At 57.0% G+C, this 12,638-nt stretch carries 15 protein-coding genes; 11 read left to right on the forward strand and 4 right to left on the reverse strand.

What is annotated here, in order from left to right:
* Window positions 1-13: 13 nt before the first annotated feature.
* The 5 genes from gyrA to rnhA all read left to right on the forward strand — a co-directional run bounded on the left by gyrA (window position 14) and on the right by rnhA (window position 4,774).
* Window positions 14-2,548, forward strand: a complete 2,535-nt coding sequence (gene gyrA / locus NFS22_RS16090; protein ID WP_277614834.1) for a DNA gyrase subunit A — start codon at window positions 14-16, stop codon at window positions 2,546-2,548.
* A gap of 45 nt (window positions 2,549-2,593) precedes the next feature.
* Window positions 2,594-3,013 (forward strand): SHOCT domain-containing protein, encoded by a 420-nt coding sequence (locus NFS22_RS16095; protein ID WP_251318722.1) that lies wholly within the window; start codon window positions 2,594-2,596, stop codon window positions 3,011-3,013.
* 2 nt (window positions 3,014-3,015) lie between these two features.
* A complete protein-coding gene (locus tag NFS22_RS16100) occupies window positions 3,016-3,471 on the forward strand; it encodes a DIP1984 family protein (RefSeq protein ID WP_251318723.1) in 456 nt (151 codons plus the stop codon).
* 426 nt (window positions 3,472-3,897) lie between these two features.
* A complete protein-coding gene (locus tag NFS22_RS16105) occupies window positions 3,898-4,251 on the forward strand; it encodes an endonuclease domain-containing protein (protein ID WP_251318724.1) in 354 nt (117 codons plus the stop codon).
* 85 nt (window positions 4,252-4,336) lie between these two features.
* Window positions 4,337-4,774 carry a ribonuclease HI gene (gene rnhA / locus NFS22_RS16110; RefSeq protein WP_251318725.1) on the forward strand — a complete coding sequence of 146 codons (438 nt, stop codon included), beginning with the start codon at window positions 4,337-4,339 and terminating at the stop codon, window positions 4,772-4,774.
* 15 nt (window positions 4,775-4,789) lie between these two features.
* On the opposite strand, the gene NFS22_RS16115 is transcribed toward rnhA, so the two are convergent.
* Window positions 4,790-4,963, reverse strand: coding sequence for a hypothetical protein (locus tag NFS22_RS16115; protein WP_251318726.1), 174 nt, complete (start codon window positions 4,961-4,963; stop codon window positions 4,790-4,792).
* A 144-nt stretch (window positions 4,964-5,107) separates the two neighbouring features.
* Between NFS22_RS16115 and NFS22_RS16120 the strand changes: the two genes are divergently transcribed.
* From NFS22_RS16120 to secG, 3 genes are all read left to right on the forward strand, one after another.
* The gene (locus NFS22_RS16120; protein ID WP_251318727.1) at window positions 5,108-6,307 is read left to right on the forward strand and encodes a vWA domain-containing protein; all 1,200 of its coding nucleotides are present in this window, start codon (window positions 5,108-5,110) and stop codon (window positions 6,305-6,307) included.
* A gap of 14 nt (window positions 6,308-6,321) precedes the next feature.
* Window positions 6,322-6,867, forward strand: a complete 546-nt coding sequence (locus NFS22_RS16125; RefSeq protein ID WP_251318728.1) for a GNAT family N-acetyltransferase — start codon at window positions 6,322-6,324, stop codon at window positions 6,865-6,867.
* 170 nt (window positions 6,868-7,037) lie between these two features.
* Window positions 7,038-7,268, forward strand: coding sequence for a preprotein translocase subunit SecG (secG, locus tag NFS22_RS16130; protein WP_251318729.1), 231 nt, complete (start codon window positions 7,038-7,040; stop codon window positions 7,266-7,268).
* Between the two features lie 351 nt (window positions 7,269-7,619).
* On the opposite strand, the gene NFS22_RS16135 is transcribed toward secG, so the two are convergent.
* Window positions 7,620-9,068: a nicotinate phosphoribosyltransferase gene (locus NFS22_RS16135; protein ID WP_251318730.1), complete on the reverse strand. Its 1,449-nt coding sequence runs from the start codon at window positions 9,066-9,068 to the stop codon at window positions 7,620-7,622.
* Window positions 9,069-9,227: 159 nt separating this feature from the next.
* On the opposite strand from NFS22_RS16135, the gene NFS22_RS16140 reads away from it, so the two are divergent.
* The 3 genes from NFS22_RS16140 to rbr all read left to right on the forward strand — a co-directional run bounded on the left by NFS22_RS16140 (window position 9,228) and on the right by rbr (window position 11,634).
* Window positions 9,228-9,779, forward strand: coding sequence for an RNA polymerase sigma factor (locus NFS22_RS16140; RefSeq protein ID WP_251318731.1), 552 nt, complete (start codon window positions 9,228-9,230; stop codon window positions 9,777-9,779).
* The gene (locus NFS22_RS16145; RefSeq protein ID WP_251318732.1) at window positions 9,769-10,935 is read left to right on the forward strand and encodes a hypothetical protein; all 1,167 of its coding nucleotides are present in this window, start codon (window positions 9,769-9,771) and stop codon (window positions 10,933-10,935) included. Before NFS22_RS16140 ends, NFS22_RS16145 begins: the two co-directional genes overlap by 11 nt.
* A 96-nt stretch (window positions 10,936-11,031) precedes the next feature.
* The gene (gene rbr / locus NFS22_RS16150; RefSeq protein WP_251318733.1) at window positions 11,032-11,634 is read left to right on the forward strand and encodes a rubrerythrin; all 603 of its coding nucleotides are present in this window, start codon (window positions 11,032-11,034) and stop codon (window positions 11,632-11,634) included.
* Between the two features lie 94 nt (window positions 11,635-11,728).
* Here the strand turns inward: rbr and NFS22_RS16155 are convergent, their stop codons facing one another.
* Window positions 11,729-12,181 carry a YbhB/YbcL family Raf kinase inhibitor-like protein gene (locus tag NFS22_RS16155; protein WP_251318734.1) on the reverse strand — a complete coding sequence of 151 codons (453 nt, stop codon included), beginning with the start codon at window positions 12,179-12,181 and terminating at the stop codon, window positions 11,729-11,731.
* A 146-nt stretch (window positions 12,182-12,327) separates the two neighbouring features.
* On the reverse strand, window positions 12,328-12,492 hold the full coding sequence (locus NFS22_RS16160) for a hypothetical protein (protein ID WP_251318735.1): 165 nt from the start codon (window positions 12,490-12,492) through the stop codon (window positions 12,328-12,330).
* Between the last annotated feature and the right edge of the window lie 146 nt (window positions 12,493-12,638).

Consider the following 12,638-nt stretch of genomic DNA (forward strand, 5'->3'; position numbering starts at 1 on the left):
AAATGAGGTAATTATGGCACACAACCGAGATTATAAACCGGAGGATATCGCCTTTCCGGATCAGGTGATCACCGAGTCGGAGCTGGTCAAGGAGATGCAGGACAGCTACCGGGACTACGCCATGAGCGTGATCGTGGGCCGGGCCCTGCCTGACGTGCGGGACGGGCTGAAGCCGGTTCACCGCCGCATTTTGTATACCATGTATGAAAGCGGGTTGACATCCGACAAGCCCTTTAAAAAGTCCGCCACCTGCGTGGGTGACGTTTTGGGTAAATACCACCCCCACGGCGACTCCAGTGTCTACGACGCTATGGTCCGCCTGGCCCAGAACTTCTCCATGCGGTACATGCTGGTGGACGGCCACGGCAACTTCGGCAGCGTGGATGGCGACCCCCCGGCGGCCTACCGTTACACCGAAGCCCGCATGTCCAAGTTGTCTAACGAGATGCTCCGTGACATTGACAAGGACACCGTGGACTGGGACCCCAACTTTGATGAGACCCGGAAGGAGCCCAAGGTACTCCCCTCCCGCTTCCCCAATCTGCTGGTCAACGGCTCCAGCGGTATCGCCGTGGGCATGGCTACCAACATTCCCCCCCACAACCTGCGGGAGGTCATCAACGCGGTGGTCTGCGTGCTGGAAAACCCGGAGGCCGACCTGGCTGACCTGATGGAGCACATCAAGGGCCCCGACTTCCCCACCCGAGGCATTATCATGGGCCGCAGCGGCATCCGGTCCGCCTACGCCACCGGCAGAGGCAAGATGGTCCTGCGGGCCCGGACGGAATTTGAGGAGTTTGGCAAAGACCGGACCCGGATCGTTGTAAACGAACTTCCCTATCAGGTAAACAAACGGCAGCTCATCAAAAATATTGCCGAACAGGTGAAAGAAAAGCGGCTGGAGGGTATCTCCGATTTGCGGGACGAGACCGACCGCAACGGCATGCGCATTGTCATTGAGCTGAAAAAGGACGCCAACGCCCAGGTAGTGCTGAACAAGCTGTTTAAGCAGACCGCCATGCAGACCAATTTCTCCGTTATCATGCTGGCTTTGGTGGAGATCAACGGCAAGCTCCAGCCCCGAGTGATGTCGCTGCGGAATATTCTGGATGAGTATATCGCCTTTCAGGAGCAGGTCATCATCCGCCGCACCAAATACGACCTGAAAAAGGCCCAGGAGCGAGCCCATCTGTTGGAGGGCCTGCTCATTGCCCAGGATAATATTGACGAGGTTATCCACATCCTGCGCACCAGCTACGACAACGGCAAGCAGCGGCTGATGGAGCGCTTTGAGCTGGACGACGTCCAGGCCCAGGCCATCTGTGACATGCGGCTGATCTCCCTCCAGGGTTTGAACCGGGAGAAGCTGGAGGCGGAGTACAAGGAGCTGGAGGAGCGCATTGCCTACTTTAACCAGCTGCTGGCCTCTGAGGAGATGCTGCGGGGAGTGCTGAAGGATGAGCTGATCGCCATCCGGGACAAGTATGGCGACGACCGGATCACCGAGATTCAGGATGTAGAGGACGAGATCGACATTGAGGACCTGATTGAGGAGGAGCAATGCGTCTTCACCCTCACCCAGGCGGGCTACATCAAGCGCACCCCCGCCAGCGAGTACACCGCCCAGTCCAAGGGGGGCATGGGCAAGAAGGGTATCACCACCCGGGAGGAGGACTATGTGGTGGATGTGTTCACCGCCTCTACCCATGACTATATCCTCTTCTTTACCGATACCGGCAAGGTCTACCGCAAGAAGGGCTATCAGATTCCCGAAAGCGGCAAAACCGCAAAGGGTACCAACATTGTCAACATCCTCCAGGTGGAACAGGGGGAGCGTATCCAGACCATGCTCCACTTCCGGGAGACCGGCGACAAGGAGCTGTATCTGTTTATGGTCACCCGTCAGGGCACGGTAAAGCGCCTGCCGGTGCAGACCCTGAAAAACCTGCGCAACAACGGCATCCGGGCCCTGCGCCTGGACGAGGGGGATGAGCTGGTATCCGTCCGGGAGACCGACGGCGAAATGAAAATCCTCATCGCCACCCACGACGGCATGGCTGTCTGCTTTGACGAGAACGACGTACGGCCCATGGGCCGGGACGCTGTGGGTGTCCGGGGTATCCGCCTGCGGGATGGCGACTACGTGGTGGGCGCCGCTCGGGCCCTGGAGGGCAGAACTGTGCTGTCCATCACCGAAAAGGGCTTTGGCAAGCGCACCCCCGTGGAGGAGTACCGTATCACCAACCGGGGCGGCGTAGGCATCAAGAACTATATGATTACCGAGAAGACGGGACCTATTGTGGGCATCAAGGTAGTGGACGGCTCGGAAGACCTGCTGCTGGTTACCCAGGCAGGCATTCTGATCCGTACCCATGTGGACACCATCAAGCAGTGCGGCCGCTCCACCCAGGGCGTAATTGTCATGCGCTTCAAGGAGGAGGGGGACAAGGTAATCTCCCTGGCCCTGGCCGACCGGGAGGAGGACACTGAAACTGTCCAGCCCGAGGAGGAAACCCCGGCTGAGGGCGAGACCCCGGCAGAGGAATGACCGTAGGGGCGGTCTTTGGCCGCCCGCTGATGGGAGGTAAATTCCATGAAGAACCGAAAGCGCTATACCGTACAATATAAGCCCACCGGAGCGGGAAAAGCCATGATGCGGGGCATGGGGGTATTTCATGCTGTCTTTGGAACAGTATTTGCCCTCATTGCCCTGACAGTAATCATTCCGTCAGCCGGGCTGATTGGGATTCTCTTTTTGGCGGCAGGGGTATTCTTCGCCGTCAACGGAGCGCTGATTGCCCTTGGGAAAAACGGCCTGATGGGCCGTGCCTATCAGATCGAAACGGAGGAGGAGATATCCGAAATGCCTGCTGTGGAAACCCACGACCACATCCCCTCCACCGCCCTGGACGCCAAGCGGCGGATGGAACAGCTGGAGAGCCTGAAAACCGCCGGATTGATTACTGAACAGGAGTACCAGCAGAAGAGGCAGGAGATTTTAAAGGAGCTGTGATTATGAAGTTAGCCAACGCCCTGTCCCAGCGGTCTGAGCTGCAAACAAGAATCCGCCAGCTGGAGGTCCGGCTGAACAACAACGCCCTGGTCCAGGAGGGAGAACAGCCCGCCGAGGACCCTATGGAGCTGTTTCGGGAGCTGGAAGAGGACTATGCCCGGCTGGAGGATCTGGTTGCCCGCATTAACCGGACCAACAACTCCACCAGGACGGAGAACGGGGCCGCCCTGTCCGATCTTCTGGCCCGGCGGGACTGCCTGAAAGGCAGGCTGGGCGGGCTGCGCAATTTTCTGAACAACGCCAGCGCCATGGTCCACCGGCACAGCGCCAGCGAGATCAGGATTAAGAGCACCGTCAATGTCCGCCAGCTGCAAAAGCAGGTGGACAGCCTGGCCAAGGAGCTGCGGGAGCTGGAGGAGACCATCCAGGAAAAAAACTGGACCACTGAGCTGTTATAATAGTGGTTTCACCCTCCAGGGGAGGAAGACAACAAAATAATTTTGGTTGCGCGAAGAGCGGACGTCAAGCCCCAGCGTGCCGGGGCCAACAGGCACACTTGTATGGAGGCAGGCGGAACTCTGCCTAGCCGGGTTCGAATCCTGGCTTTTTATCAGGTTCGTTACCATTACACCTGTACGTTTATGTCTTCGGGACACTTTTTATCATTACCGGACGTCGATTTCGCGCGGGCGGGTTTGGGGAAAATATATTAAGAATAAAAAGATTTTATTCTGTAGAGAGGAATTCCAGCATGAGCACTGAGGCGGATATGAAAGGACCTTTGAGAAAGTTTACTCCATATAGCCACCCTCATCCGTCATTTGCTTCGCAAATGCCACCTTCCCCCTGTAAGGGAGAGGGCTTATCTTGTGGGGAGCGGGGATATGAAACCGTACTATATCAAGAAGCTGTCTCAACAATTAAGAAAAGAGGCTGCAAAGGAAGAAAAACACTTGTGGTATGATTTTTTGAGGAAATATCCGGTTCAGTTTCGCCGTCAGGTCCTATTTGACAGGTATATTTTAGGTTTCTATTGTGCTAAAGCCAAACTGGCTGTTGAGCTGGACGGCTCACAGCACTATACAGGGGAAGAGCTGGAATATGACTGCTTCAGGACGGAGTATTTACAGCAGGGCTATGGAATACATGTCATACGCTTTCGCAATTTAGAGGTGAACAATGAGTTTGAACATGTCTGTTCTGCAATTCATGAAGAGGCAGAAAAAGCTTCCCCCTAAAGGGGAAGCTGGCACGGCGAAGCCGTGACTGATGAGGGGGACTACAGAAATTTGCTTTTTCAGATGAAAAGGTAAGGAATTAACTATGAAAACTGTTACAATTTACACCGACGGCGCCTGTTCCGGGAACCCCGGTCCCGGGGGCTGGGGGGCTATTCTGATGTATGGGGAACACAAAAAGGAACTGTCCGGCGGGGAGGCCCAGACCACCAACAACCGCATGGAGCTCACCGGAGTGATTGCCGCCCTGGAGGCGCTGAAGGAGCCCTGCTTTGTAGAGTTGTACTCCGACAGCAAGTATGTTATTGACGGTCTGGGCAAAGGCTGGGCCAAGGGCTGGCGGGCCAGGGGCTGGGTAAAATCGGACAAAAAGCCTGCCCTCAACCCGGACTTGTGGGGCCGTCTGCTGGACCTGTGCGAAAAGCATACCGTTAACCTCCATTGGGTGAAGGGCCATGGGGAAAACGAGTACAACAACCGCTGCGACCAGCTGGCGGTGGCTGAGAGCCAGAAATATAAATAGGCGAAGGCACAGGGGTCATTTCTTCCCCTGTGCCTTATTTGTTTTGCTTCGGTAGCAGATATCCCGGTTTCCGCAGGTGGCGCATCCCCGGCCGCAGCCCCGCTTCTTGCCGTAGTCGTTGAGCAGCAAAATGGCAATAGGAATACCAATCACCGCCGCAGCAAACAGTCCAATAGCAAAATACTCCATAGCCGACTCCTTTTCAAGTACAAGTACCCATAACCTGTTATGGATATTCTACTAAACCCTGCCCCAAAAAGCAAGGGGGAATAGACTTGCATTTTCTCCAGGAAACCGCTACAATGTTCAAAGATGCAGAAGGAAGGTGAAGCCGTGTTTGAGGACCTGTTATATCTGCTCCGGCGAAACGGCCTGAAGGTGTCGCTCACCGAGTGGATGACTCTGATGGATGGGCTGCACAAAAATCTACACAATGCCAGCTTTACCGGTTTTTACCATCTGGCCCGCTGCCTGCTGGTAAAGAGCGAGGCGGACTTTGACGCCTTCGACCGCACCTTTTTGGAGTATTTCAAGGATGTTCCCTTCCAGCAGGAAGTATCCAAAGAGTTATTAGACTGGCTGAATAAATCAGATGTATTGTCCGACTACGCCAACTGGGACGAAATCCAGGCCCTGAAAAACATGGGCTTCTCTGAGGAGGAGATTGAGCGGATGCTCAAGGAGCGGATGGAGGAGCAGAACGAGGAGCACAACGGCGGCAACTACTGGGTAGGCACCCACGGTATGTCCATGTTCGGCAACTCCGGACTGTCCCCCAAGGGCATCCGGGTGGGGGGACAGTCCATGTACCGCCGGGCCTTTCGGGTGGCGGGAGAGCGGAAGTTTCGGGACTTTCGCCGGGACAACACCCTGGACACCCGCCAGTTCCAGGTGGCCCTGCGCCACCTGCGGCAGTACTCCGGGCTGGTGGACCTCCCCCCTACCGAATTTGATGTGGACAATACCATTAAAGATACCGCTGATAACGGCGGCGTGCTCAAGGTACGCTACAAGCGCCCCCGGGAGAATACAGTAAAGGTACTGCTTTTGATGGATTCCGGGGGCTCTATGGACTACTACGCCCAGCTGTGTTCCGCCCTGTTTCAGGCGGTGTCCAAGTCGGGGCATTTTAAGGATCTAAAGGTCTACTACTTTCACAACTGCCCCTATAACCGGCTGTATAACGCCCCAACCTTGATGTCCCGGGACAGCGTACTCACCGACTGGGTGCTGTCCAACATCCCAGGGGACTACAAGCTGATTCTGGTGGGCGACGCCCAGATGGCCCCCTACGAGCTGATGGGGGGCTACTACGGCAGGGGCCGGGACTCAGGGGGCCCACAGTGCGGCATGGACTGGCTGCGGCTGCTGCGGGGCCGGTTCCGGCATACCATCTGGCTCAACCCCAGCCGCCGCCCTGATTGGGGAGCCTACTGGTCCCAGACCTACGACACCATTGCTCAGGAGTTCCCCATGTTCCCCCTCACCGTGGACGGCCTGGAGGAGGGTATGAAGAAGCTGTTGACCAGATAAGGAGGCGGACAACCTTGCAGATAATTCGAAAGGCGGTTTTAGAGGATATCCCCCAGATTGCGGCTATTTACGACCGCATTTTGACGGAGGAGGAAAACGGGCGGGCCGATATCGGCTGGATTCGCGGGGTGTACCCCACTGAAAGAACCGCCCTGGACTCCCTCAACGCAGGGACGCTGTTTGTGCTGGAACAGGAGGGAGTCATTGCAGCGGCAGCCAAGATTGACCAGAATCAGGTTCCGGAGTACAGCGTGGCGCCATGGCGGTTTCCGGACTTCGCTCCGGAACAGGTGATGGTTCTGCATACTCTGGTTGTAGACCCCGCCCAGTCCGGCAGAGGCTGCGGAACGCAGTTTGTCCGGTTTTATGAACAGTATGCCTTGGACCACGGCTGCCCCTGCCTGCGGATGGATACCAATGCCCGAAACACCGCCGCCCGAAAACTGTACGCCCGCCTGGGCTATTGGGAGGCGGGAATTGTCCCTTGTAATTTTAACGGCATTCCAGGGGTGCAGCTGGTTTGTCTGGAAAAAGTGCTGGGTTTAGGGGTCAAAGAGTGATGTATTCATAAGCATTTGAACAAAGTGCGGAAATGAGAAATTTGCCCTGAAAATTTGGGGAAACCTCTTGCAATCCGTTCTAAATTGTGGTATGCTGTTGGGTGCTTCCGGGTTTACCGGCTGAAACCGTAACATTATGGCCCCTGGGGCCTTGAAAGGAACGAGTAACTATGCTGAATCTGATCCTCACCATCATCCAGGTCCTGTGCGGTCTGGCCGTTATCGCTGTGGTTATGCTCCAGTCTGGCAAGAGCGCTGGTCTGTCCGGAGCTATCGCCGGCGGTGCGGACACCTTCCTGTCCAAGAATAAGGCCAAAAGCCTGGACGCCAAGCTGGCCAAGATGACCAAGTGGGTGGCCATCCTCTGGATTATTATCACCCTGGTCCTGAGCCTGATCTGATCGAAACGCAAAAATCGGCCCCCGCCAGACGGCGGGGGCTTGTCTTTTGCTTATGAAAGCTGTCGGTTCTTGGTATAATCGATGTGCCGTCCCGCTCCGCCCTGTTAAAGGGAAGGAGGTGAATTCCTATGGGCAGCGCACATGGACTCATTCGGGCCATCGCCACAAATGTGATCGCATCTTGCATCTGTAAATGGATCGACGGCCCAAGGGACGGTAACCACAGCGAAACCCCGGAGAGTTGCACCTCTCCGGGGTTCTTTTTTTGTGTGAAACCCATAGGCAGCGCACTTTCTACCTGGGTCAGGCTTAATTATACCATAGCTGCATTCGGATATGCAAGAGAAAAATTTATTTCATCTCGTGGCTGTTGAGCAGGGTCTGCTTGATGTCCCACAGCTTTTGGGACAGGTCCACATAGTAGTTATGGGGGTTCTCAAACCGCTTTACCTCGTCCCACAGGGAGTCCACCTGGCGCTGGCAGTAGGCCCGGCTGGTCTGGAGGTCGGGCACCTCATACACCAGCTCGCCCGCCTGGAACACGGGGACCATCAGCTCACGGGCCTCAATATCGGTGTACACCTTCCGCTTCCAGGTGGCGTCCGGGTCAAAGAGCTCCAAAGGCTGAGAGAAGTCGAACTCCTCGTCGTGAAGGCAGATCAGATCGGCCTCCGCCTTGCCGGTGTCTTTGGAGAAGATACGATAAATTTTCTTAAAGTGGGGGGTGGTGATCTTGGCGGCGTTCTCGCTGATCTTGATCTTGGGGATAATGGTCCCGTCGTCCCCCTCAATGGCGGCCAGCTTATACACCCCGCCAAACACCGGCTCAGACCGGGAAGTAATCAGCCGCTCACCCACGCCGAAGGAGTCGATCCGCGCCCCCTGGCGGACCAGGTCCCGGATAATATACTCGTCCAGGGCGTTGGAGGCCACAATTTTACAGTCGGTAAAGCCCGCCTCGTCCAGCATCTCCCGGGCCTTTTGGGACAGATATGTGAGATCGCCGCTGTCCAGCCGAATGCCGCACTTGGTGATGCCCCTGGGCACCAGCACCTCATTAAAGGCCCGGATGGCGTTGGGCACACCGGAGTGGAGCACGTTGTAGGTGTCCACCAGCAGGGTGGCATTGTTGGGGTAGAGCTCACAGTAGGTCTTGAAGGCGGTGTACTCGTCAGGGAACATCTGCACCCAGGAGTGAGCCATGGTGCCGGTGGCAGGGGAGCCGTAGCGCTGGTCGGCCATGGTGCAGGCGGTGGCGGAACAGCCGGCAATGTAGCTGGCCCGGGCGCCCAGCAGAGCGCCGTCCGACCCCTGGGCCCGGCGGGAGCCGAACTCCGCCACCGGCCGGCCCTCAGCGGCCCGGACAATGCGGTTGGACTTGGTGGCGATCAGGCTCTGATGGTTCAGAGTGAGCAGAAGGAAGGTCTCAATAAACTGGGCCTGGATAGCAGGGGCCCGGACGGTGAGGATAGGCTCGTTGGGAAAAACCGGGGTGCCCTCGGGGACGGCCCAGATGTCGCCGGTAAACTTGAACTCCCGCAGGAAGGACAAAAACTCCTCGCTGAAGCAGCCCTTGGTGCGCAGATAGGCCACATCCTCCTCGTCAAAGCACAGCTCCTGAATGTACTCCACCACCTGAGCCAGGCCGGCCGCAATGGCAAAGCCCCCCTTGTCGGGGACGGAGCGGTAGAATACGTCAAAGTAGCAGATGCGGTCCTGTAAGCCGGTTTGGAAATAGCCGTTGGCCATGGTCAGCTCGTAGAAGTCGCACAGCATGGTCAAATTTGTTTTCGCTTTCATAGGGAAAGCCTCCTTATGTCAGGGTGACAAGACACCCCCTCGTTAGCCCTATTATACTCTCCTTGACAAAAAAAGCAAGGGGTTCTGGTGAAACCAAATGCCCCCGGTTTGTGATAGTATAAGTGAAAGCGGCTTTCAAACAAGGTTAGGTGATTCAGTATGCGGGATGAAGTGATCTTGCAGAAAATACGCTCCGGCGATCCCGCCGGGCTGGAGGCACTGATGGAGCGTTATCTCCCCTATGTCTCCACGGTGGTGTGGAACATTCTCCGGAACGCCATGCCCCCCGAGGACGGGGAAGAGGTGGTATCCGACGTATTCCTGGCTGCCTGGCGGCAGCCGGGGGCCCTGCGCCCCGGGCTGGTACAAGGCTGGCTGGCGGCGGTGGCACGGAACAAGGCCAAAAACCGCCTGCGTCAGATGGGCCGGGACCTGCCCCTGGAGGAAAACGCCCTGGATATTCCCGGCCCGGACGATCCTCCCGGCGACTTTGAGCGGGCGGAGGAGCGGCGGCTGGTCCGTCAGGCGGTGGACACCCTGCCCCACCCGGACCGGGAAATCTTTCTGCGCCACTACTACTACACTCAGACCGTACAGGAAATCGCAGACTTTATGGGTCTGAACGAGTCCACAGTAAAAACCAAACTCCGGCGGGGCCGGATGAAGCTGAAACAAATACTGACGAGGGAGGGCTATCTCCATGAAGCGTAATATTTCCGATTTGCTGGACCGGTATCCGGCGGAAAACCTGGAGTTAGACGGGAGGACCCCCTATTCCCCGTCGCGGATTAAGGAGATTACAATGAACAACATCAAAAATATGAATAACGTGGAACCAATGGACCTGAAACCCAACCGAACCGCCAAGCGGTTTAAGCCCGCCCGGCTGCTTATTGCGGCGGCGGTTGTGGCGGCGCTGTCCGTCTCCGCCCTGGCGGCGGGCCGAATGTTCGGAGCCGGAGAGCTGTTCCAGGACTTCTTCGCCGCCGAGGACGGCTCCCTCTCCCAGGGCCAGCTGGATGCCATCGATCAGCTGGGACACGTCGCCGGTGAGACTGCCGCCCAGCTCCCCGCCGCCGTCACCCAAAACGGCGCGACCATCACACCGCTGGCCGTGATCGCGGACGAAAACATCTACTACATCCGTCTGCGGGTAGAGGTCCCGGCAGGGACCGCTTTACCTGACCTGGACGGTGACACCCAGGGCTATTATCAGCTCCCTGCCACCCTGGAATCCCCGGAGGGCTCTTATATGGAATTCGGCTACAATCAGGTAAGAACCATCCTTACCGACGACGACCCTACTGACAACCGCAAAGAGTTTGTTCTGTGCTTCTGCACCCTGGAGGGGGAAACAGACCTTAAATTTAACGACGGTGTGTCCAAAACCCTCACCATTTCCGGCCTGTGGATCCAGTCGCCCGACAAGGAATACACCCCCATCTTTACCGGAGACTTCATCTTTGACTTTGGCCTCAGCTTCCAATCCCAGACAATCAGTCTGGACGCCGAAGGACTCACCTGGCATGACGAGCTGCTGGATTACACCAACACCATCCAGTCCCTGTCTCTGTCACCCCTGAGCCTGACCTACCGCGTTGACTGCTCCCTGCCTGTTAATGACAACATCGGCCCTGCCTTTGGGGATATTAAGATCGTTTTGAAGGATGGTACTGTGTTCTTCTCTGAGGCCCAGGACTATGACGCAATGCGGCAGTACATTCAGTCCAGCCCCGTCACCCTGCCCATCACCGGTGAGCCCACAGGTGTTTTCCGGAACTACATCCCCTTTGACCAGCCTCTGGACCTGAGCCAGGTAGACTACGTGCAGTACGGCGACAACAAAATTCCCGTCAACGCCGGATAAGCGGCTGTGTTTAGGGCATACTGAACCCACAAGCGATACTCAGATTCCCGCCCAGCCGGGCGGGAATCCAAAATTACCGCGCTAGGAGGGTTTCATATGTCCGACAAAACCGACGCCTTTCGCCACAGTCAGACCCGGGAAAACCTGATGCGGGCCTTCGCCGGGGAGAGCCAGGCCCGCAACCGCTACACCATTGCCGCTGGGGTGGCCAACAAGGCGGGGCTGGCCGTCATCCAGGGGGTGTTCCTCTTCACCGCCGAGCAGGAGCGGGTCCACGCTAAGCAGTTCTACTCCGCCCTGGAGGACTGCGCCGGCCAGACCGTCAAAGTGGACGGCACCTACCCGGTGGACATCTACTCTGGAGTGCTGGACTACCTCCGGGCCGCCCAGCACAACGAGTACCAGGAGTGGGAGCACGACTACGACCACTTCGCCAAGACAGCTATGAGCGAGGGCTTCCCCCTGGTGGGCAAGCTGTTTGAGAACATCGCCCGGGTGGAGAAGACCCACGGCGACCGCTTCGGGAGGTTCGCCGATCTGATGGAGAAGAACCAGCTGTTTTTCTCCGAGGTGGAGGTACAGTGGATGTGCCTGCACTGCGGCTTTGTGGATACCGCCACCGCCGCCCCCGCCCACTGTCCTGTCTGCCGCCACCCCCAGGGGTACTTTGTGCGGTTCGAGATGGCGCCCTGGAGCTGAGACAAAATGGATGGCTGGTTGTTCAGCCATCCATTTTCTTGTTGATTGCATTGAGGGACAATTCCCCCGCTAATTTATAGCAAATACATATAGTTTATTCGAACTTCCCGGAAATGCTTCCGCTTTGGAGAATATGCCCCTCCGCTGCCCGGAGGAACGCCTTCTTCCGCGCCCCGCTGGGCAGGTCCAGGACGCAATCCAGGGCATAGACGGTAAAGCGGTAGGTATGCTGCATCCGGCGGGGCGGCTTGGGGCCGGCGTAGCGGTGGAGACCGTAGGCCACCCCCTGCACCCCGCCTCCCGGGATCGTCTTCCCCGCTGGAACAGCACCCGGGATTTTGTCCGAGGCGGGCAGGTTCCAGGCCACCCAGTGGGTAAAGCCCTTTATGGGGTGGCTCATGTCCTCCAGGACCACTGCCAAGGCTTTGGCCTCCGGGGACAGATTTTCCAGCACCAGCTCCGGGGAACGATCCGCCCCCCGGCCGGTGTGGTCAATGTGGAATTTTCCATTTTCGATTCCAGGGCAGGATACCTTTAAAATGTCCATATTGTCCTCCTAACCGGCTCTTTTGCCTTCCAAAGGATCAGCGACAATCGGAGCCTCCACAAAAATTTACCCTGCGTCCAGGTCAACACAGGCCGTTGTGTCCCGGTTTCCGGCGATATCCCATGCGACCGTATCATTTAAAACAGTCAGCCGTTCTCGGAAAAATCCAGGTCTGCCAGCGGCGCAAACACGCCCCCCAAGGAAATCAGCGGTTTGACATCTACCAGCCGAACCGCTCTGTCATTACAGTATGCATAGACGGTAAAATCGCTGCCAGGAACAGCCTGTACAACAGCGGGCATAAGATCCATAGTTTCCTCCATTCTGTTACAGCAAGGGAGCGATTTTGTTAAGCGGCTGGCCGTCCTTCGCCAACTCTCAGAAGCTGTACCAATAGGCTAAAGCCTTTTTAACAAAGTGCGAAAAGCGGCAATCATGCAAACCGCCTGAGCAGATT

It is taken from the genome of Flintibacter muris, from assembly GCF_943192995.1.
Classification (GTDB): Bacteria; Bacillota; Clostridia; order Oscillospirales; family Oscillospiraceae; genus Lawsonibacter; species Lawsonibacter muris.